The organism is Nocardiopsis sp. JB363 (genome assembly GCF_900143625.1).
In the GTDB taxonomy this organism is placed as follows: Bacteria; Actinomycetota; Actinomycetes; order Streptosporangiales; family Streptosporangiaceae; genus Nocardiopsis.
Genome location: NZ_FRFF01000068.1, coordinates 1 through 20423, shown reverse-complemented (window position 1 = coordinate 20423; position 20423 = coordinate 1). Strand labels below are relative to the sequence as shown.

The 20423-nt window shown below is 70.7% G+C and carries 24 protein-coding genes; 17 read left to right on the top strand and 7 right to left on the bottom strand.

Translation table 11 applies throughout. The annotated features are described in order from the left end of the window. The 3 genes from BQ8420_RS10525 to BQ8420_RS10515 all read right to left on the bottom strand — a co-directional run. On the bottom strand, nucleotides 1–710 hold a 710-nt coding region (locus tag BQ8420_RS10525; RefSeq protein ID WP_143847187.1), incomplete at its 3' end, for a hypothetical protein. Nucleotides 711–1093: 383 nt separating this feature from the next. Continuing rightward, nucleotides 1094–1603 carry a UTRA domain-containing protein gene (locus tag BQ8420_RS10520; protein ID WP_087097838.1) on the bottom strand — a complete coding sequence of 170 codons (510 nt, stop codon included), beginning with the start codon at nucleotides 1601–1603 and terminating at the stop codon, nucleotides 1094–1096. 13 nt (nucleotides 1604–1616) lie between these two features. Beyond that, a complete protein-coding gene (locus tag BQ8420_RS10515) occupies nucleotides 1617–2402 on the bottom strand; it encodes a GntR family transcriptional regulator (RefSeq protein WP_087097836.1) in 786 nt (261 codons plus the stop codon). Nucleotides 2403–2602: 200 nt separating this feature from the next. Here BQ8420_RS10515 and BQ8420_RS10510 point away from each other — a divergent pair, with 200 nt between their 5' ends. From BQ8420_RS10510 to BQ8420_RS10455, 14 genes are all read left to right on the top strand, one after another. Beyond that, the gene (locus tag BQ8420_RS10510; RefSeq protein ID WP_087097834.1) at nucleotides 2603–3118 is read left to right on the top strand and encodes a hypothetical protein; all 516 of its coding nucleotides are present in this window, start codon (nucleotides 2603–2605) and stop codon (nucleotides 3116–3118) included. A gap of 38 nt (nucleotides 3119–3156) precedes the next feature. Next, on the top strand, nucleotides 3157–3396 hold the full coding sequence (locus BQ8420_RS10505; protein WP_087097832.1) for a hypothetical protein: 240 nt from the start codon (nucleotides 3157–3159) through the stop codon (nucleotides 3394–3396). 49 nt (nucleotides 3397–3445) lie between these two features. Continuing rightward, entirely contained in the window at nucleotides 3446–3754 is a 309-nt protein-coding gene (locus tag BQ8420_RS10500; RefSeq protein WP_087097830.1) for a hypothetical protein, read from the top strand. Between the two features lie 408 nt (nucleotides 3755–4162). Next, nucleotides 4163–5530 (top strand): winged helix-turn-helix domain-containing protein, encoded by a 1368-nt coding sequence (locus tag BQ8420_RS10495; protein WP_087097828.1) that lies wholly within the window; start codon nucleotides 4163–4165, stop codon nucleotides 5528–5530. A 238-nt stretch (nucleotides 5531–5768) separates the two neighbouring features. Continuing rightward, nucleotides 5769–5942: a hypothetical protein gene (locus BQ8420_RS31860; protein WP_160049294.1), complete on the top strand. Its 174-nt coding sequence runs from the start codon at nucleotides 5769–5771 to the stop codon at nucleotides 5940–5942. Then, nucleotides 5942–6472, top strand: a complete 531-nt coding sequence (locus BQ8420_RS10490; RefSeq protein ID WP_087097826.1) for a hypothetical protein — start codon at nucleotides 5942–5944, stop codon at nucleotides 6470–6472. Before BQ8420_RS31860 ends, BQ8420_RS10490 begins: the two co-directional genes overlap by 1 nt. 120 nt (nucleotides 6473–6592) lie before the next feature. Continuing rightward, a complete protein-coding gene (locus tag BQ8420_RS31855; protein ID WP_160049293.1) occupies nucleotides 6593–6766 on the top strand; it encodes a hypothetical protein in 174 nt (57 codons plus the stop codon). A 72-nt stretch (nucleotides 6767–6838) separates the two neighbouring features. Beyond that, the gene (locus BQ8420_RS10485) at nucleotides 6839–7288 is read left to right on the top strand and encodes a hypothetical protein (protein WP_087097824.1); all 450 of its coding nucleotides are present in this window, start codon (nucleotides 6839–6841) and stop codon (nucleotides 7286–7288) included. 94 nt (nucleotides 7289–7382) lie between these two features. Further along, nucleotides 7383–9425 (top strand): FtsK/SpoIIIE domain-containing protein, encoded by a 2043-nt coding sequence (locus tag BQ8420_RS10480; protein ID WP_087097822.1) that lies wholly within the window; start codon nucleotides 7383–7385, stop codon nucleotides 9423–9425. A gap of 394 nt (nucleotides 9426–9819) precedes the next feature. Then, nucleotides 9820–10560: an NUDIX domain-containing protein gene (locus tag BQ8420_RS33205; RefSeq protein WP_235006049.1), complete on the top strand. Its 741-nt coding sequence runs from the start codon at nucleotides 9820–9822 to the stop codon at nucleotides 10558–10560. A 21-nt stretch (nucleotides 10561–10581) separates the two neighbouring features. After that, nucleotides 10582–11028 carry a hypothetical protein gene (locus tag BQ8420_RS10470; protein ID WP_087097818.1) on the top strand — a complete coding sequence of 149 codons (447 nt, stop codon included), beginning with the start codon at nucleotides 10582–10584 and terminating at the stop codon, nucleotides 11026–11028. A gap of 88 nt (nucleotides 11029–11116) precedes the next feature. Then, on the top strand, nucleotides 11117–11317 hold the full coding sequence (locus BQ8420_RS10465) for a hypothetical protein (protein ID WP_087097817.1): 201 nt from the start codon (nucleotides 11117–11119) through the stop codon (nucleotides 11315–11317). 18 nt (nucleotides 11318–11335) lie between these two features. Further along, a complete protein-coding gene (locus BQ8420_RS10460) occupies nucleotides 11336–11827 on the top strand; it encodes a hypothetical protein (protein ID WP_087097816.1) in 492 nt (163 codons plus the stop codon). A 408-nt stretch (nucleotides 11828–12235) separates the two neighbouring features. Continuing rightward, nucleotides 12236–12559 carry a hypothetical protein gene (locus BQ8420_RS10455; protein WP_087097815.1) on the top strand — a complete coding sequence of 108 codons (324 nt, stop codon included), beginning with the start codon at nucleotides 12236–12238 and terminating at the stop codon, nucleotides 12557–12559. A 15-nt stretch (nucleotides 12560–12574) separates the two neighbouring features. Here BQ8420_RS10455 and BQ8420_RS33005 read toward each other — a convergent pair whose 3' ends face one another. Next, nucleotides 12575–12697 carry a hypothetical protein gene (locus BQ8420_RS33005; protein ID WP_255404862.1) on the bottom strand — a complete coding sequence of 41 codons (123 nt, stop codon included), beginning with the start codon at nucleotides 12695–12697 and terminating at the stop codon, nucleotides 12575–12577. A 213-nt stretch (nucleotides 12698–12910) separates the two neighbouring features. Here BQ8420_RS33005 and BQ8420_RS10450 point away from each other — a divergent pair, with 213 nt between their 5' ends. Together BQ8420_RS10450 and BQ8420_RS10445 are read left to right on the top strand one after the other, a co-directional pair. Beyond that, nucleotides 12911–13582: a ParA family protein gene (locus tag BQ8420_RS10450; protein ID WP_087097814.1), complete on the top strand. Its 672-nt coding sequence runs from the start codon at nucleotides 12911–12913 to the stop codon at nucleotides 13580–13582. After that, nucleotides 13579–14106 carry a hypothetical protein gene (locus BQ8420_RS10445; RefSeq protein ID WP_087097813.1) on the top strand — a complete coding sequence of 176 codons (528 nt, stop codon included), beginning with the start codon at nucleotides 13579–13581 and terminating at the stop codon, nucleotides 14104–14106. Before BQ8420_RS10450 ends, BQ8420_RS10445 begins: the two co-directional genes overlap by 4 nt. A 70-nt stretch (nucleotides 14107–14176) precedes the next feature. Here the strand turns inward: BQ8420_RS10445 and BQ8420_RS10440 are convergent, their stop codons facing one another. Beyond that, a complete protein-coding gene (locus tag BQ8420_RS10440; protein ID WP_143847185.1) occupies nucleotides 14177–14614 on the bottom strand; it encodes a hypothetical protein in 438 nt (145 codons plus the stop codon). Between the two features lie 82 nt (nucleotides 14615–14696). Beyond that, nucleotides 14697–14966, bottom strand: coding sequence for a hypothetical protein (locus BQ8420_RS10435; RefSeq protein ID WP_087097811.1), 270 nt, complete (start codon nucleotides 14964–14966; stop codon nucleotides 14697–14699). Nucleotides 14967–15474: 508 nt separating this feature from the next. Between BQ8420_RS10435 and mobF the strand changes: the two genes are divergently transcribed. Next, nucleotides 15475–19266: a MobF family relaxase gene (gene mobF, locus BQ8420_RS10430; protein WP_087097810.1), complete on the top strand. Its 3792-nt coding sequence runs from the start codon at nucleotides 15475–15477 to the stop codon at nucleotides 19264–19266. Between the two features lie 271 nt (nucleotides 19267–19537). On the opposite strand, the gene BQ8420_RS10425 is transcribed toward mobF, so the two are convergent. After that, entirely contained in the window at nucleotides 19538–20197 is a 660-nt protein-coding gene (locus BQ8420_RS10425; protein WP_087097808.1) for a hypothetical protein, read from the bottom strand. Between the last annotated feature and the right edge of the window lie 226 nt (nucleotides 20198–20423).

Genomic DNA, 20423 nt, shown 5'->3' with positions numbered 1-20423 from the left:
GCCGGTTTCTCAAACCGGTGGCTCTCCGAAGAGTCCTCGAACCCTGCTTCCTCGGGGGCTTCGGTGATGTCGTCGAAGGTGTCGTCCAGGGGCAGGTCCATGTCCAGCTCGTCCGGTGGCTCGTGCGGCACGGGAGGAAGTGGCTCCTGAGCTACTTCGTCGGCAGCGCGGTCCTTCTTCTTGCGTCGCTGAGGAGCCGCCTGTCCAGCGTCCTTACGCTTTGCCCGGGTCCCGACTGTCTCCGTCGTGATGTCGGGGCGGTTCTCCTGGGTGATCGGCTCGCGGCCGCGGTCCGCTCGCATCCGGTTGACCCTGGCGAGGTCCTCAGCGCTGTAGGCCGAGGCCGGGATGAGCAGCTCCACCAGAAGAGGCGGCTTGTCCCGCGTGTAGCGGACGCCATGGGCGTCCAGGATCGCGAAGCGCTCTTGGCCAGTGATGCGGCGCAGCACCTTGGCCTTCTCCATGGTCCGCACACTGGTCCGCACAGCGCTCTCGCTGGAGTCGCGTGCGCGCTCGCCCAGGGAGCCGAGACTCAGCCAGGAGTAGCACCCGTCAGGGTCTACAGCGGTGGCCAGTGCCTCCAGCACGACATGGAGCTGGGGAGTGGCCAGGGGCACCTTGCGTACCCACATGTAGGGCGAGAAGCGGATTCCGTACTTGGCCCTCGTGCGAGCACGAGGCTGGCCCGAGGGCGGGGTGTTCGAGGACACGTTCGCCTTTCCAGGCGTCCCCCCACCTACCTCTTCGACCTGTCGCACTCATTGGGTACGATGGTCACAGCGATCGAGGTCTATAGGTGGGATGAACACCAGTTGACTTCCGAGAAGGTCAGGAGCGCCAACTCCTGGCCTTCTTTCTTTTTTGGGGCGGGGATCTCTCCCCGCCCCTTGTACTTCCTGGCCACTCTAGCCAGGCAGGGGCCTCGGACAGTTCGTTGTCCGGGGCCCCTGATGTGTCCTACGCGGCCACCGGTTTCTCAAACCGGTGGCCGTCTGTAGTCGCACCCGTCCGTCCGACCTCGCGCAACGCCGTCCCGGACAGGTGTCCACAAGGGAGGCCCGGAAGGCAAGCAAGTTCCCCCGGGCCTTTGCGTCTATACGTCGTATGTGAATACCTGGCGGTCTGAGGGTGCCGCAATGTGCGTGACCTCCAGGACCTTGTCGTTGTCGCCTCGGGTCACTCGTTCGATCACCACGAGAGCAACGTCCCCACTGATACCGAATGTCTCCTGCTGATCCGGGTCGGGCACTTTGGCGGACACGTGGTCCTGCTGGCTCAACTTGTGGCCGGCCTCTTCCATGCGCGCGTACATTCCGCCGGGGCCGGTGTTCAGCTCACCGAGCTGGGGCACCTGCGCCACGACATCCGGGTGCAGGTACGTCACCGCAGTTTGGAGGAGTCGGCCATCTCCGCTCATGCGCCGGGATCGCACCACGATCTCGGTTCCATGAGGGACCCCCAGCCGCTCAGTGATAGGCCCAGAGAGCTCGGACTTCCGGATCTTCGTATCGACGTCGGGGCTGACCCCCGCGTCTTCCAGGTCTGCGTAGAACCCGCGCTGGTCGCGTGCGGTCAGACGGTTTCTGGCCGTTCTTTCGATCATCTTCTCCCCCTTGTTAGTCCGGCACGGTGAAGCGGTAGCGCCAGGTGAAGTGGCCTGCTCGGTAGGTTCCCCGCGCGTACTCGACAGGGCGACCTGTCGAGGTGAAGGCGGTACGACGGAGGTCGAAAACCGGCTCTCCCACCGGGATGTGGAGTGCCTGCTCCTCCTCTGCCGTGGGCATCCGGGCTGAGATCTGTTCCTCGATCTCATCGGGCCCGATGCCCAGCTCATCCAGTACCGAGAATCCGCCACCTGTCCCGGCCGGGCCGGGCTCCGGGTCTGCGATAGGCGTGTCGCGCACGTCATCCAGGCGGTACCAGCTTGTAAGCCTTTGCGTGGGCTCCCCCCGGTACACAACCAGTCGAGCGCGCTCGATGACGGGATCCCCAACGCTGATCTGGAGTGCGTTGGCGACCTCCTCGGTGGCCTCGCACTCCCGGACCTTCTGCGTCTGGTCGTCCCGGTTCCAAGTCCGGCCTGACGCCTCCCGGTCTGCGATGAAGGCGACCTTCCCGGCAGCCCGCTTGGAGCGCGAGTACCGCTCAGCGGCGAGCCACTGCATAGGAGGGCGCTTCCGCACGAACGTTCCTACACCGCGCTTGGTCTCCAGCAGGCCCGCGGCCTTAAGACGTCCGATGGCGTGTCGCAGAGTCTCTGACGACACGCCGTAGGACGCCACCAGCTCGTGGGTAACCGGCAGCTTTGAGCCTGGTGCCAGCTCCCCGTGCTCGATGCGTGCCCGCAGGTCATCGGTCACCTGCTGCACAGGCGATCGACTGTCGTTCGGGTTGATCGGCATGCCGACATCCTCTCATTCCCCAGGGGGCTAGTGAAAGTCGCCCCGATCGATTTCCCTAGATCCCTAGGGAAACGGTTGACGAAGCGACTGGGGCGAGCTTACAGTCATCTTGCGACTTTCCCAAGGGGACTAGGGAAAGTCCCCGGGACTCCGGTGAGCAGGGGTGATCCCTGCCCACCACCAGCAGAGGAGGAGCGCAGATGTCGTCGAAGCAGTCGATGCTCGCCCAGGTCATGGAGATCACCGGCGCTACCCGCGTCGATGTCGTTCGCGTCGCCACCCACGGCGGCACCACCCAGGACGACTGGGAGATCGCGACCGCGATCGCCGACATCACCCGCCGCCCCGTCGACCAGATCATGTGGGGCCACAGCGGAGCCGCCCTCGCGCCGGCCAACCCCGAAGCGGTCTACGACAAGACCGTCACGATCTACGCCGAGGACTCCTCCGGGCTGGTCACCGACACCCCCGAGACCCGCGGCCAGGACGACGACAGCGCCGAGGAGCAGGACGAGGACGAGCAGCTGCGCATCCGCGCCTGGGCCGCCATCGCGAACATCACCAGCGCCACCCGCGAGGCCATCGACCGGATGGTGGCCCGGTGGACCACCCGCCGCGCCATCTACACCGGGGTCGCGAACGTGCTGCGGGCCAGCCGTCACCCCCGGGCACGCAAGCTCCGCACCCTCTACGCCGTCTACGCCCTCGCTGCCTGACCAGGCACATGCACATCAACAGAGAAGGAAGGCACCTGATGGGACACCTCAAGCGCTTCAAGGACTGGCTGGACAGCCCGCTGCCCAACAGCACCACCCGGGAGGTGGAGGCGCGCACCCAGGAGCGGGTGGCCAAGCTGCGCGAGGAGATGGCTGCGATGGAGGTCGAGTGCGAGCGTCGCGGCTACACCAAGCGCAACCCGTTCTATCTCCGGGAGGTCGACCGGATCAACGACGAGATCGACTTCGAGCTCCAGCGCGGCGTCTACCGGCCCTGACCCGCACCAACCCACCGCCCGCCAGCCAGCGTGACTGAGGAGAACGACGTTGAGCACACTCACACGGACCCGCCCGACCGACCCCGACCTGTCCGCCCTGGAACACCTGTTGGCCGCCACGGCCGGGGTGCCCGAGCTGTACGCGACGCACCTGAGCGGCGAAACCGCCACCGAGCGGTCCGCCCGCCACCAGGCGGCCGCCGACATCACCGACGCGCTGCTGGCCGAGCACCCGGGCGGGGTGCGGGCCGGTGTGGAGGAGCTGGCCGAGCGCACCGGCCGCTACGTCGACCTGATCGAGCGCCAGGCGCACGCCCGGGTGGCGTCCTGGATACCCGCAGAGGGGGTCGCGGCATGAGCGCTCTGCGCAGGCTGGCCCGGGTCTGGGTCACCTACTACCACTGCGGAACGGCCATGGAGTGGGACGCGCTGCGCGCCTCCTACTACTGCCACTGCGGAGCGACGAAGTGACCGAAGCCGAGTTCCACGCCGCCACCTGCTCGGCCTGCAAGGCCGGGAAGCCATGCCGGACCGCCCGCGAGATCTCGGGCAACTGAACGAAAGGACCACCCCCATGGACTCCGGACAGGCTTTTGCCGGGTTCTCCCTGGCCGTGCTGCTGCCCCTGACCCTGCTCGGCATCGCCTGGATGGTCATCCACGGCTACGCCTGAGCCCGCCCCCCGCACACAGCGAGGCACCTGCCGAAATGAGCTCGGCAGGTGCCTCTCCTACTTGTCTACCCCACCACCGAGAGGACCCGAACCATGCGCTGGCCCTGGACGAAGACCGAACCCGAACCCGTCACCCCGGTTGCTCCCGTCGAGCAGCCCCCCACCCCCATCTCCGAGCCCGCGCCGGTGGCGGAGCCGGTCCCCCGCGAGGCCCCCGAGCCCGCCTCCGAGCACGACCGCCAGGAGGAGCAGGTGCGGCCCGAGCCCGCCACGGCGCCGTCTGCGGTGCCGGCCTCCTCCGGGCCGGTGGCGTCCTGGCCCTGGCTGACCCCGACCCGCATCATGGTCGCCGCCGCCGCGCTGCCCTCCCTGTTGTCGCTGGTGTGGGTAGCCACCACGGTCGCTGAGATCACGGCCGGCCCCGAGGGTGAGATGAGCGCCGCCGGGCTGGCGACCGGGGTGTTCGCCGACGTGCTGATCGTGTCCACCGTGCTCATCGGCTGGTTCATGCCCTCGGTACGCACCCAGGCCAGCATCGGCGGATGGATCGCGGCCGGGGCCGCCTCCCTCCTGCTGGGCTGGCACTACTGGGGCAGCGAACAGCTCTTCTTCGCCGCCGTGCCCCTGGCCGCGAAGTTCCTGTGGCACCTGGCCCTGCAGGCCCGCACGGCGGCCGAGGCCGTTCTGGCCCGCCGAGCCGCCCAGCGGGCCCAGGCCGAGAAGGAGGAAGCGGAGAAGGCCGCCCTGGCCGAGGCCGCTGCCCAGGCCGCGGCGGCCGCTGAGGCCGGGGCCGACGACGCGGCCCTGACCGTGGACCAGCGCCGCACCATCGCTGACCTCAAGCGCGAGGCCGCTTTCGCCAAGGCCAAGGCCGATGCCGAGGCTGAGCGGGAGCGGGCCCGGATCGAGGCGGAGAACACGGTGGACATGGCCACCGACCGTGCTGAGGCCGAGCGGCTCAAGGCCCGCTACGACCTGGCCGCGCAGGTCGGCGGCCGCCTGCCCATCCAGGTCCTGGCGCAGTTCCTCCCGGAGCTGCCGGGGGTGACCACGGAGGTCACCGAGGTGCACCGCGACCGCTCCCAGATCTCGGCCGCACCCGCCGCCAACGGCGCCGCCGAAGCGGTTCCGGCCGGGTTCGGTGCGGCCCTGAGCGAGGCCCAGCGCGGGATTGGCGGAATTGGCGTTGACCTGGGCGGACGCACCGCTCCGCAGGCCCGTGCCGAGGGCGGCAACGGCACTGGCGGAATTGGCGGAACTGGCCGTCGCCCGGCGCACCACGAAGCCCGCCGCGCGGCCGGACAGGTGACCCGCCAGCGGGTCCTGGAGGCCATCGAAGAGCACGGCCGCACCATCTCGACCAACGAGCTGGCCGAGCTGCTGGAGCTGGGCCGCACCACGGTGCGCGACCACCGCAAGGCCCTGGCCAAGGAAGGCAAGAACGTCTGGCCCGAGCAGTAACCCGTTCCTCCCGGCCCCACGAACACGTGGGGCCGACCACCCGCCCCGGCGGGTGCGCAGAACCCCTGCAACGGTGCGTTGCAGGGGTTCTGCGCACCACTCCGGTGTCGTGACGCACCCGGTGACGCACGGCGAACACGCCTGCGAGCCGACCTGCGAGCGACCCACCACCTGCACAACAACACCGAACCCGGGTCAGCCGACGCTGCCCGGCCACGCCCCCTGGAGGAGAGACACCATGTTCCGCCTGCTGTTCGACCTGCTCCTGCTCGCCGCGGCCGCCACCCTGGTGGTCGTCGGCATCGCCAGCTACCCCGACATCCACGCCGGGGTTCTGGCCGGGATCATCGCGGCCGCCGCGCTGCTCCTGGCCCCCATCGGCACCCGCACCTCCGGGGCGGTGAACGCCTGATGGCTTTCTTCGAGTGGCTCCAGAGCCGCCTGCACGCCGAGTGCGACACCGTCATCGCCTTCTACGACCGCGACCGGCGCTCCATCGCCCAGGCGCAGGTCGCCTCGGCGGCCGCGCACCACGACGCCGAGGTCGAACTGGCCGAGGCGCGGGAGGCGATCGCCCGCCTGGAGGCCGAGTTGGTTGCTGAGCGGGACCGTACCGATCAGGCCCGGGCCGCCCTAGCCCTGGGAGGTCCGCTCACGGTCGAGGAAGCCCTGTCGGGGGCGGACGTCTCCGAGGTGCTGGAGGCGGCCTGGCGCCACGTCTACGCGGTCCGTCTGAGCCTGCTGGCCGAAGCGGACCGCCAGCGCAAGGCCGAAGGCGGCGCCGACTACGTCCGCCATCTGGAGCGCATGGTCGAGATCTACCGCCAGCGCATCCTGCGGGCCAGCGAGCTGATGGGCGGGCTCACGCCCTACCAGGAGCGCCTGGAGGAGCTGCTGGCCCTGGCCCCCGCGCCCGTGCCGCCCGAGCAGGTGAGCACCTGATGGGCGTGCTGACGTTGGCCACCGCGCTGACCGGACTGTCCCTGTCCCTGCTGTGCACCGCCCTGACCTGGGGTGCTCTTCACCTGGCCCGCACCACCCGCCCCGAGAAGGAGTGAGCCCATGTCCACGAAGCCCCTCTCCACCCCGGTCCTGGCCATCAGCGCCGGATCCGCCCTGACCGTCGCCCTGGCCGCGCTGTTCGGCGCCAGCGAGCTCACGATCATCGCGGTCATCCTCATCGCCCTGGCCGCCATCGGCGCCCTGCTCTACCTGAGCAAGCGCTCGCGCCGCTGACCTACCCCTCCACCCGTTCAGATGGGGCCCGCGCACTGTGCGCGGGCCCCTCACCTGTGAAAGGACTGCGCGTTGTTCTTCTTCCTGGCCGTCGTCATGTTCGGCGGCGCCTACTGGCTCGACAAGAAGATGCAGATGAGGTTCTGGGGCGGCATGGTGCCCCTGCTGGTCGGGCTGGCCGGGTCGATGCTGCTCTACCGGTCCCCGGCCTCGGTCACCATTCTGGGCTGGCTCAACAACTGGCCGATCGGACCGCTCGCCTCCTGGGTGGGCGGCCTGGTGGGTGAACCGCTGCCCGTCTCCGTGGTCTACGGGGTGCTGTGCATCGGCGGCGCCATCGTCACCGGGTTCGATTTGTACAAGGACCACAAGTACAACCCGGTCGCGATCACCGCGCTCGTGCTCACCCCGATCGCCGCGCACGGCGCCGGCAACGGCTGGCTGCCCCAGTTCATCGACATGATCCACAGCTGGGGCGCCGGAGCCGTGGCCACAGCCGTCGGCGGAACGATCGGATCCTGACTCGCCATCGCTCTCCCACCCCACCACCGCAGCGGGGCCGCCCCAGGCAGGGCGGCCCCTCACTCTTTCCACCCGCGCGAACAGGAGCTGCACCATGCATGAGACCACCAGCACCCCGCCCCGGCACCTGCACCCCGTCCCGGATGACCCCGCCGACGTGCCCACCGGCCTGGTCTGGCAGGCAGAGGACCAGGATTCGGGGCCGGTGGCCGGGCGGGTCATGGACGCCGCCGAGGACGACACCTCCCTGACCCCCTTGCGGGCCGACCGGGCCCAGATCACCGACCGGCTGCGGGCCTCGCTGGAGGCCGCGAACACCTACGCCCTACTGGCGTGGAACCGCAGGTGGGAGGTGGCCATGGACTACGTCATGGACCCCGCCCTGCGCCAGCAGATGCTGGACGCGGCCGAGGACGAGTTGGACACCAAGATCGCGGACGCGGAGAAGGCGGTGCGCCGCTCCATCAAGCCCGAGGACACCGCCAAGGCCAACAAGAAGCTCAAGAGGTTGCAGCGCCGCGAGGTCAGCGAACTGGAGGTCGACGCCCGGGTGCTGCGGGCCCGCACCGCACGCCTGACGGGCCGGTGCGTGGTCCCGGCCGCGGTCATCGTCGGCCCCGTGCTGCTGGCCGCCTCCGGTATCTGGGTCGGGCTGCTGGCCTGGCCCACCGCCTGGGGATGGCTGGCCCTGCAGGGGCGGGCCATGGCTCGCGCGGAGGTCACGACCACCGCCACCGAGACCACCCCGGCCCCCTCCAAGGTGGAGGCTCGGGCCCGCCAGTTGGCCGAAGCTTCCGCTGAGGCCACCGTGGGCGCGGCTGTGGCGGCCACGGTCGTGGGCGCCACCGACGCCGAGAACCAGATCCTGGCCAGGTTGGCGAAGTGGAAGACGCTGGCTGCCCGGCGCGGGCTGGAAGGCACCGCCCCGGGTGACCCGACGCTGGCCGAGACCGGCCTGTCGGTGGTGGTGACCTGTTCGGCGCGCATCACCCCCGGTGCGCTGATGAAGAAGACCGGCGCGGTGCGCTCCCTGTTGGGGGTGCCCACCGACACCGCGTTGGACATCGTCCAGGGCGAGCGCGGCGACCAGGCCCTGGTGCGCATCCGCACCCGCACCCCGGAGCGGGACATGACCTGGGCCCCGGGCAAGGAGGGTGTGGGGGTGGACGTGACCACGGGGCAGGTGGTGGACCTGCAGGTCTACCACCGCATGCTCATCGCCGGGGCCTCCCGCTCGGGCAAGACGGTGATGATGCGGGTGCTCATGGCCAAGGTCGTGGCCGACCCCAACGCGAAGTTGATCCTGATCGACGCCAAACGCGTCGAGGCGGCCCGGTGGAAGCACGTGGCCCGCACCGCCTGCACCCCCGGTGACATCTCCAACCTGGTGGTCGAGCTGCGCAAGGAGATGGACCGCCGCTACGAACAGATCTCCCAAACGGGGCGGGCCTGGGTGCCCAGCCCCAAGAACCCGCGGCTGGTGATCGTCATCGACGAGGGCGCCGAGGTCATCAAGCAGGAGAGCAAGGACACCCCGATCCTGTCGGACCTGCAGTCGCTGGCCGCGATGGGCGGCGAAGCGGAGATGCACATGTGGTGGTGCACCCAGAAGCCGACCATGACCGGTCAGGGGCGGGGCATCGACAACGCGATCGCCGGTCAGATGACCGGGGCCCGGGTGAGCCTGCGGGTGTCCACCCCCACCGAGGCCCGCACCGTGCTGGGTGAGGACGCCAACGCGGCCGGGTGGAACCCGCAGGAGCTGGAGCGGGCCGGGCTCGCGCTGATCCGTGACGGCGAGCGCGGCCCCGATCCGGTCGCGGTCTGGAACCTGTCCGACGAGAACCTGGTGCTGGCGCTGCCGCCCCAGACCCCCTGGGGGCTTCCGGCCACTGAGGTCTCCGAACCCGAAGACGTCAGCGAGGAAGCAGACGAGCAGGGTGAGGACAACGACGACTGGATCGGCGCTCAGCACGCGGTCATGGACGCCCTGCGCACCGGCCCCAAGACCAGCGCTCAGTTGGTAGAGATCACCGGCTACTCCAAGTCGATGGTCAGCAACGCCCTGGGCCAACACAAGGCGGCCGGGAAGGTCGTCAAGGGGCCCGGCCACCGGGCCGCCTGGCGTGCACTGTGAGTGATCGAAGGGGCAATCGTCCACTCCGTCCACCGGAAAAACCGAAAGCCCCCCTCACTCTCCGCTACCTGCGAAAAAGCGATCCGTCCACTGATCCGTCCACTCCGTCCACTCACCCCCGAAAACCACGCGGATCGCCTGCTACGAAGGCGATTTGGTGGTGGACGGATGCGGTGGACGATTCACCATCCGTCCACCCCGCCCGTTGGACGGAGTGGACGTTACCCAACGTGATTTTTCAGGGGTGGCCGCACTGGTGCGGCCACCCCTGCTGGTTGCCCCGAGCGATGGCCCGACCCCCTCCAGAACGAGTTCCTGGAGGGGGCCGGGTGACCGCCCGGTCCACCACGCCAGGCACCCCGAGAAGGGGTGTCCACAACCCGAAGGAGGACTCTTGCTGACCACCGCAACCCCTGTGAGGCACGCCCCCGTCGACCACCCCGGCGTGCCGGTACCCGCCGCGCTGCGCTCATGGTCGACCCCCTGGCCCGGGTACAGCCCCCTCGACATCACCCCGCCCGAACTCCGCGAGCCGGGCCTAGCCGACCCGGCCGGGTGGATCACCGACCCCGTCGCCACCCCGAACCAGGTGACCGACTGGAACACGCGCCTGTCGACCGCGCTGGTGCCCTACCGGCTCGACGCCGCCGGGTGGCCGCTCAACCCGACCGGGCGCACCGGCCGGTGCGGGAGGAATCTCGGTTCCTGGGGTGAGAACGCGGCCGCCGACCCCATCGTCATCGCGGGCACCGGCACCGACCGGCGCGTGCTGCTCATCCGCCGCTCCGACAACGGACGGTGGGCCATCCCCGGCGGGATGGTCGACCCCGGCGAAAACGCCCCCACCGCCCTGGTCCGGGAGCTGCGCGAGGAGACCGGCGTGGACCTGGCCCACATCAGCCCGCGCATCCTGACCCGCGGCTACGTGCACGACTGGCGGGCCACCGATCACGCCTGGGTGTGTTCGACGGCCGCGCTCTACGAGCTGCCCGAGGTGGTGCCGGCCACCGCCGCAGACGACGCCACCGACGCGGCGTGGTGGCCCTGGCACGGCGACGTCCAGGACCTGGCCGACCTCCTGGCCTCGCACGGCGGCCTCTACCCCGCGCACCGGCCCCTGCTGGAAGCCCTCTAACCGCCCCCCCTGGGAGGAAACATGACCACCACCACCGCCGCTCGCTTCTCCGCTGTCGCCGCCACCCTGACCGCGATGCACCACGCCGGGGACTACCTGTTCCAGACCGACCACCAGGCCACCCACAAGGCCGGGGTGGCGGACCGTGCCACCGAGTGTTCCGAGGACACCTCCTGGCGGGCTCTGGCCGCACACGTGGCCAGCTACCACGCCGCCCAGGCCGCCGGACTCCTGATCGCGAACCGGTTCCTGGGGCTGCGGCTCCAGCCCTCCCGGGTGGTGGCCGGGGTCGCCGTGTCGGCCGCCACCCACGCTCTGATCGACCGCCGCTGGCCCGTCCGGTGGTGGATGGACCACACCGGCAGCAGCGGGTTCCGCCAGGCGGGCGGGGCCGCGCACGCAGACCAGGCCCTGCATCACCTGGCCCTGTGGGCCTCCGCGCTCGTCATCGCCAGCGACGACCAGTAGAGCCCCGGGCCCTGCCTCTGCTCACCAGCCCTGCCTGCGGTGCTGGTGAGCGGGGCCCGCCCGGTCCCTCAGAGAGGAGAACCACCGCGTGAGCTGCGCCAATCTCGACTGCGACCGGGACCCGGCCGCCCGTCTGCGTTACAAGGCACCCGACCGGGACCACGTCTACGAGCTGTGCGAAGCCCACCTGGACCACGCCCACGTCTGGCTTGCCGACCGGCCGCACCTGGCCGTCACCGCGGTTTCCGAACGGCTGGCGGCCGAGGCCGACCAGCCCGCCCTGTTCTGAAAGAGGAGGCACACCCCCATGACCCCTGACGACGCCCTGGCCCTGATGGACGACGGCTACCTGGCCCTGCGCCAGGAGGTCGAGGTCGACACCGTCGACGGCACCACCGTGGTGGGGCTGCTGGAAGACGTCGGGGTGCGCCACCTGTGGCTGCACCGGCACGACCACGAGGACACCGACCACGACCGGTCCTGGCGCACCCCGCTGAGCGCCGTCACCGGCCTGCACCGGGTGCTGCCCCGCAGCTTCCCGTGGCAACCCCGGCTGCAGCAGGTCTGGCCGCGCACCCAGGGGGCCGGGCCCTGCGCTCCTCACCAGTGCTGCACCTGGTCGGAGTACGGGCAGGCCCAGCAGGCCGGGATCCCCGCGTCCCCGCCCCCGCCGAAACCGAACCTGACCCTGGAGCAGGCGCGGGAGCAGGCGGCCCTGGCCGCCGAGGAACGACGGAACCGGAAGAGGCCGCGGCGGAACGCTAACCCCCTGGCCCTCTACGCTGACCGGCAGCACTGACCCCCCGCTCTGACCGAAGGAGTTTCCTGGCAACGGATGGTTGCGGGGGATTGCTGGGTTCGGACTCAGGTTCAGGTTGCCAGCAACCTACCGGGCCGGGATCGCCCGGCCACGCACCTACTGAACCGAGCCCCCGCAACCATCCGTTGCGGGGGCTTTCTTGCGCCCTCTTTGCGAGACGATGCGTCTCGCAAGGGGGTCTGACTTCCGAGAAGGTTGACTTATCGGAAGTCAGAACCGGGCGTGCACTAGGTGGCTGGTTGTCCGGCGAACACGTAAGTTACTCGCGGGTTACTTGGCACCTGGTGACACGCTCCTTACCGACACCCCTAGGTCCCGTCGTAGTTACTCACCGGTTACTTGTCCTGTTGCCGTGCGTTCGGGAGAACACCCCCGACCCGCGAGGACATGGCTGCCGCCGAGAAGCGTCTCCAGAACCACCACGCAGGGGTGCTCACGCCCGTGGCGCTCCTGGGAATCGCACGCGACCCCCAGACACCTGAAGAGGCGCGCCTGGACGCACTCACCGTGATTCAGCACATGCGCGCGGATCTGGACATGGCCGAGTACGCGGCCCTGGACGCCGGGCGCAAGGCGTCCTCCTGGACCGCACTGGGCCGAGCCCTGGGCATCACCCGCCAGGGGGCGGAACGGCGCTGGCTCCGACTGGCCCCCAAGGGCACCCCGTCCCGGGACGCGGAGGCCGGGCGACGCGCCCGACAGCGCTCTTAGCAACGCTTCGTTGCGCTAAATCCTGTAGTAATCCTCCTCGATCCCCATGTAGGCCCGGAAGAGCCGCAGCCCATCGACCGACCCCTTGATGGTGGTCTCACCATTGCCGACCTTGAACCACTTCAACTTCTTAACCATGAGGGGCCTCTCTTCTCGGGGTAGGCGAAGCGCTCCCGTTCTACAGCACCGCGTCCCGCCCTACACAGCGTTCGCCGTACTCCCGAACTTTCGGGCTTCCGAACTTCGGGAGTCCGAAAGTTCCGCACTCCCGCACTCCCGGACTCCGAAGGTCCACCCGTAGTCTGGCCTCCTCACACACCCACAACCGGGGGGAACAGATGAGGAGAAGCCATGCCTGATACCGGAGCGGCGTCCTGGATCGTCGCCGTGTGCAGCCAGAAGGGCGGGGTCGGAAAAAGCACCCTCACCATGGCCTTGGCCGCAGCCGTTGCCGACTCGGCCGGGCGCGCCCTGGTCGTCGACGTCGACCCGCAGGCGACCACGGTCGAGGAAGCCGAGAAGCTGACTGACCCCGGGTTCGATGTCACCCACGAGCTGGACCCGGCCAAGTTGGCCCAGCTGTCCCGGCTGCGCCGCTACGACCTGATCCTGGTCGACACCCCCGGCTCCCTGGAGGGCCAGGAGGTCCTGGAGCAGGTCGTGGACAACGCCCACTTCGCCGTGGTGCCGTTCGTCAACGAACCCCCGTCCCGAACCCCGACGCAGCGCACCGCCGCACTGATCGCAGAGGCCGGGCTGCCCTACGCGGCCGTGGTCAACCGGATTGACCCCCGCAGCGGCGGGGACGCCGTACTCAAGGCCCGCCGGGAGCTGGAGGAGCGCGGCGTCCCCTACTTCCGGTCCTTCGTGCGCTCCTACACCGGCTACCCGGACTCCCTGGACGCGGGCAAGACGGTGTACCAGTGGCGCGCCCGGTACGGCGCGAACATGCGCGAGGACATCAGCCGGGTCAACGCCGAACTCCAGCGGGCCCTGGGGCGGATCGGGAGTGGTGTCGCATGAGCACCCGTAAGAGCTTCGACGACCTGATCGCGGAGGACGCAGACAGCACCGAACCGGTGACTCCCGCACCGCCTCCCCCGGCCCCCGCACGCGCCCTGCGCAGCCAGGACAGAGCGAACCGCCCGATCCCGGGACTTCCGAAGTCTGTAAGTCCGAAAGTACCGAAGTCCGGTAGTACGGAAGTCCCGGAGTCCCAGACTCCAGCCACCGCCCCGCGGCGCCGGAAGAAGGCCGCGCCACCGAAGCCGGAAGGGCCCAAGTGGTCCACCCTGGAGCGCAAGGAGACGCTGCTGTGGCCGGACCAGGCCTCCGGCCTCACCGAACTCCGACGCAGTCTCCAGCGCCGTAAGCGGGCCGCTGGTGGTGGTGGGGAGCGCATCACGGAGAACACCCTGATCCGGGTCGCAGTGGCCACGCTGCTGGAGCACGGAGATGCGCTGACCGGGGTGGATGAGGCCGAACTCCGGGAGTCCCTGAGTTCGGTACTCCGGAACTCCGGAAGTTCCGAACTTCGGGACTCCTAGGCCCATGACAAGGCCCCCGCCAGAACCTTCCTGAGAGGTTCTGGCGGGGGCCTTCGTGTGTCCGAGGCGGCTACCTGGGCAGGCCGCCGTGGCGGCCGGTCAGCGCTTCCAGGCCCACCTGGGCATCGGACTTGGCCATCAGCTTGTCGATGGTGACCTGGGAGATCTTCTCCGACGCGTCCAAGACCTTGGTGTCGACGTCGCGGATCTGCTTCACCAGACCCTGCATCTTCTCCACACCGGCTTTCTGGGCATCGGTGAGGTCGCCGTGCAGCCCCTCGCGCCAGCGGCGAGCCTGCTCCTCCCACAGCCACAGGTCATCGAGCTGGATCTGGAAGGCGCGCTTCATGCGGTCCACGGTGGCGTCATCGAGCTTGTAGGGCTGGGCCAGGGCCGGGCCGAGCATGTCGAGCTGCTCGCGCGAGGCCTGGAGCATCCCTTCCAGGTGCTCGGTCATCGTGGGCAGCCACGTGGGGGACTTCCAGTCGGGCTGTTCTTCGGCGCTCACGCGGGTCTCCTTCACCATCCGGGCCGGGGTCGAGGTCGAGCCTACGGAGGCGCCCGACCCGCCGGGGCCGGTTCCGCGATTGTCAGGCGCCGGCCTCCCGAAGCCGCTGGCGCAGCAGGAGGGAGAGTTCCTCCACACGGGTCCGTTCCGGCCCGGCCGGGGCGGTGGCGGTGACCGCGTCCAGCACCTCCAGGACGTCGTCTGCTTCCTCCCGGGAGAGGAGCGCGGGGGTTCCGGCCGGGACCGCGAGGCGGTGTTCGTCGACCAGCTCCGCGTCGTGCACGTGGGTCGCGGCCGCTGCAGCGACCCACTGCCCGCCCATCGGGCCCAGGCCGCCCCTGCGCTGTGCCATCGCATCCTCTCGTTCATCAGGTCGGCGGGAGCCACCGGGGGAGTGAGCCACCAGCCACGTCGACCGGTTCGGCGGGGCGCGGGGCTGGCCGTGGCCCCCAGTGTGCAGGTCCGGCCGGGTAGTCGCGCCCGAGCACGCCCCGGATCGCGGATTCACGGCCGCCGCGGCCGCGCCGCTGCGAACCGGCAGCCTCCTGGTGCTCTTCGTCGTGCTGGTGCATAGGGCCAGTCTGTCGAGCCCAGACGCCGAGCGAGGAGATTTTCGGAGGTTGCCCCGACATTCGCTTTCCCACCTCTACTATTCCCCTATGCAGGATCACCAGAATGCCCAGGCCAAGGCACTGACATTCGACTCACCGATCCCAGTACCAACGGACCAAACCCCCTACCGATAGAGTCCTCAGCCAACAGCATCAGCAAAAGATGAGTACGCAGGTATCTCTGACGAGATACAAGGCCCCTGCGGGGCCGAACAACCCCGGCTGGGGCCGGTAGGAAGGGGTCGCCACATGGCGATGGCGACCCCGATCCATGACCCCGACCAGGGCGATTACCGCCTGGTGCAGGAGTGCGGGGCCGACCGGGTCAGCGCCGAGAACGTCGCCGTTTCCTACCGGCTCGACGGGGGCGCCCGCCCGATCGAGCGCATCGGGGCCGGGTGGTCGGAGTTCGGCCTCACAGCCGGGAGCGTCCTGGAGTCGGGTGAGGACGTCGAGGGAATGCGGCGGCTGCTGGCCGGACGCGACCCCGGCGGCCAGGACCAGCTCGTGAAGCCGAAGCTGGCCGTGGCGCCCGAAGCCCAGCTCCCCGCGGCCCCGTTCGTGGCCGCGCTGGAGACCGCGGCCGCCACCCGCGGCGTGTCCGTCGAGGGCCTGGTGGCCGCTGACCCGTGGTCGATCAAGCGGGTGGGCCGCCTGGAGCGGGGGCTCAAGCGCGACGGGGAGCACCACCGCGCGCCGGTGGCGGACCTGTCGCGGGTGGCGGCCGCGGCCGGGATCGACCCCCGCCGCGTCTACGGCCGCCCCGTCTGGAAGAAGGCGTGGGACCAGCGCGAGGCGCGGGTGCGCACCGGGGTCATGGGCTACGACGTGACCTTCGACCGGCCCAAGGGCATCTCCGTGCTGCAGGGCTTGGCCCCGCAGGAGGTGGCCGCGCGGATGGAGGAGATCCACCTTCAGGCGGTGCGCGAGGCCGTGTCCGCCCTGGAAGGGTGGGTGGGCTACGCCATGGCCGGGCACCACGGCGACGGCCAGAGCGCGAAGCGCGTGGACACCTCCGGGCTGGTGGGGACCATGACGGTGCACCGCACCGCCCGCCCCGTGGACGGGCAGCCGGGGGACCCGCACCTGCACACCCACGTGCTGCTGGCCAACATGGCCCGCGGCTCCGATGGGACGTGGCGCACCATCGCGGCCGGGGGCCGGGACCTGATGCGCCACGTCCCCGCGGTCGGGGAGCTGTACCGGGCCCTGGAACGCGAGAAACTCACCCGGGAGCTGGGGGTGCGGTTCGAGCGCGACCCCGCCACCGGCCGGTGGGACGTGGTCGGTGTCCCCGCGTCCTTGAAGACCACGTTCTCGCGCCGCCAGGCCCAGGTCCTGGCCACCGCCGGGGAGCACGCCACCCCGGCGCAGGGCAGGACGGCCGCCCGCGTCACCGCCCGCGCCAAGGTCGCCTCCACCCCGACCTCCGAGCGTGCCTCCTGGCACGAGCGGGCCCTGGCCGCCGGGCACGACCCCGGCCAGGTCGTGGCCAACGCGCTGGGGCGCGACCCCGGCCCGCCCGCCCCGGGGCGGACCCCGGGCGGCCCGGACCAGGGGCCGCCGAACCTGGAAGCGCTGGTCGCGGCCGTGTGGGACCCCGAGAGGGGGGTGACCGCCCACACCAAGACCGTGACCCGGGCCAAGGTGATGGCGCATGTGGCCGGGGCCCTTCAGGGCGGCCTGCCTGACGCGGCCGCCCTGGAGGCGCTGACCGATCACGTCCTGGACCACGAACAGGCCGTGGCGCTGTCCGAGGCCGGGCCCGCCCACATGAGCCACGCCGACCGCTACACCAGCGCCGACATCGTGGCCGCCGAGGAGAGGATCACCGTCTCGGTCCGGCGGCGCCGACACGACTTCTCTGCCCATGTGCACCTGAAGACCATCATCCGGTCGCGGCGTGCCTGGGAGAAGAAGAAGGGCTTTCGCCTCTCGGCCGAGCAGCGCAAGGTCGTGCACCGGCTCACCTTCGTCCCCCACGGCATCGACACCGTCGTGGGCGTGGCCGGGGCCGGAAAGACCACGATCATGTCGGCGGCGCGCGCGATCTGGGAGTCGGCCGGCTACCGGGTCGAGGGCGCGGCCAACGCGGCCGTGGCCGCCGCGGGTCTGCGGGCGGAGGCCGGCATCGACTCGGGCACCGTCGCCTCGCTCCTGCGCAGGATCGAGGACGGGCCCGGCCTTCAGGGTGTGCACGTGCTGGTCCTGGACGAGGCCGCCACGATCGACGACCGCGCCCTGGCCGCGATCGTGGACGAGGCCGCCCGCACGAGGACGAAGCTGGTCGGGATCGGGGACCCGCTGCAGGCCCGCGCCGTGGGGGCCGGGGGAGCCTTCGCCCGGGTGCACGAGATCGTCCAGGGCCAGACGTTGACCGAGAACCGCCGCCAGAAGGGGGAGGTGGACCGCAAAGCGCTGGAGGCCTGGCGTGCGGGGGCCCGGCGCTCCGCGCTGGCGCTGTGGGGCTCCAACGGGATGGTGCACACCGGCGCCGACGCCGATGCCGCCCACCAACAGATCACCGCCGCGTGGGCCGCCGATCGGGCCCGCTACACCGATGCGCACCAGGCGATCGAGCGCCTGGCGGTGCTGGCGGCCACCAACGCCGACGTCGAGGCGCTCAACACGCGGATCCGCGCGGCCGCGCGCACCGCCGGGCACCTGGCCGAGAAGGACGTGTCCTTCCGTCTGGCGGGGGGCCGCACCCTGGAGCTGGCGGCCGGGGACCAGGTGCGCGTGCGCGCCAACGACTACCGCTCCCGCCGCGGCCAGGGCCCGGACGTGCTGAACGGGTTCCGGGGCCTGGTCCTGGAGGCCGACCAGCGGCGCGGCGCCCACATCGAGTGGTCCCAGCAGGGCCGCACCGAACGCGCGTGGATCGACCCCGACGCGCTCAGCCGGGGAGCGCTCTCCCACGGCTACGCCACCACCGTGGCCAGCGCGCAGGGCATGACGGTGGACCGGGCGCACGTGTACGGGCTCGGGGCCGATGCCCACGACCTCTACCCGGCTATGAGCCGCTCCCGCGAGCGGGTGGACCTGTACCTGCCCGCGTGTGTGGAACCCGAGACCGTGCGGACCCAGCTGGGCCAGGCCCGCACTCAGGAGGAGGCGCTGCACCGCACCCTGACCGCCTACGCCAACACCCTCACCGACAGCCCCGAGGGCATGGTCTCCGACGAGTTGGCGGGCGGCCGCCAGGTACGCGAAGAACGCGAGCGCGCCGTGGCCCAGCGGGCCCAGGAGGCCGAGCACGCCGCCCGGTCGGTGGCCCCGTGGGAGCCGCTCACCCTGGCGGAGGCCAACGCCGGGCGCGGCCCCGCCACCCGCCAGGCCGCCCCCCAGATCGCCCAGCTCAACGAGCGCCAGGCGGTGGTGGAACAGGCGCTGCCCGAGCTGATCCAGCGGGCCCAGGAGGCCGAGGCCCGCGCGGACAAGAACCGGCTGGGACTGTTGCTGGAGGGCACCACCCGCGCCGAAGCCCAGGCCCAGCGCGACGCCGCGCGGGAGGAGGTCGAGCGGGCCGCCGCCGAGCGCGAGCAGCTACGGGCCCAGGCCCAGCAGGTGCGTGCTCAGGCTCTGGTCGCTGACCGCTTCCAGGTCCAGGCCGACCACGAACGCCAGCGCCGGGAGACCCTGGTGGCCCACCTCGAACAGCGCGGCCCGGTCCAGGGACTGACCCGCCAGGACCTGCGCGGCATGGACGAGCGGGAGCTGGCCCACGTGCGCACCCGCCAGGCCCTGCAGGCCTGCGCGCCCGGCCCGGCCCGAACACACCAGGACCGCGTCCAGGTCCCCACCGCCCCGCCGGAGCCCTCCCGATCCGACCAGGTCGCGGAGATGACCCGCGCGGGCGACGCCGCCGAGTACCAGCAGCGCATCATCCGCGAGATCGAGGAAGAAGACCTGGAGCGCCGACACCGCGCCCAGCTCGACGCGGACCTGCGCCGCCAGCAGCTCGAAGCCCAGCAGCGCGAGTACGCCGAGCGTGCCCAGCGCGAGGCCGCCCAGCGCTCCGGGCCCGAACTGAGCCTGTAGGAGTGCACCCCCTGGCAGCGAGCACGACTTGTCAGTGGCCCAGGTCGCTCCGTGGTGAGCGTCTGGTGGTACCAGGGGGGCCAACCCCCCTGGACCCCCCGACCCGGGCGGGGCCCTGGCGCCCTCAGGACGTGCGCGGGGTACTGTCCGTCGGCGCCAGACCCCCGTCCGGACCTAACCACGCCGCCGTCCGAGTGAAGCCCCCGACCACACCCCCCAGCTTTACAGCGTAAACCTGGGGGATGGGTGCCCCAGGAACGCCACCAGAGGCTCAGGAGCCACCAGCCGCACCCGGAACCCCCGGGGCGGCCTCTTCGTCGCTGTCCGGGCGCCTGAGACGCCGCAGGGCCTCCCTGGCCTTTTGCGCGTGGGCCGCGCTGTCCGGGACCAGAGCACGGCGCATCTTCTCCCGGACCGCCATCTCCTCGGTGATCTGGGCCTGGCTCATGCCCTCCCACTCCTCGGTCTCGCTGAGCACCCGCCCGGTGTGATCACGCCACAGACCGTCCTGACCGCACGTGAACTCAACGGTCTCGCCCCGGGCGAGCGCGGCCTGGCGCTCGATCTCGGAGCACTCGGCACACCCGCCCTGGGCATCAGCGACCGCAGTGGGGTGGAACTCGCAGACCGATGGTGTCGGTCCGCCCAGGGGCGTGCCGCCGAAGTCGACCTGGCGGATCTTGGCGAACCCAGCAGGGTCAGCCAGGCGAGCGGTCAGCGCCCACTGCTTGTGCACGTTGTGCAGGCCCACCGAGGTGATGGCCCACAACTCGCTGGCACTCAGCCCGCTGTTGATGGCGCGGGCTGCCAGGCCCACCAGGTGCGCCCGGTCAGCGATCGGGTCGTCCAGCAGCTTGGCGCCCAGGTGTTCGGTCCGGGCCAGCAGCCGGTCGACCACCGTCTCGGCCAGGGTCGGCGGCAACGACTCCACCGTCTCCTCAGAGGACTCCTCCGAAGTGCGTGGTTTCGGCGGGCGCGCAGCGTCCCCGCCGGCCTTGAGCACGTCCTGGCACTGGTCCTGCTGAGCTGAACCCCCGTTTTCCACTCCGTCCGCGTCTTGACCTGCGGTTTCTCCCCCCTGTGGCTGAGCACCCACGGACGGAATGGAATCAGGGTCAGCGTCACTAGGGTCAAGGCTCCTAGGGTTGCCGGTTTCT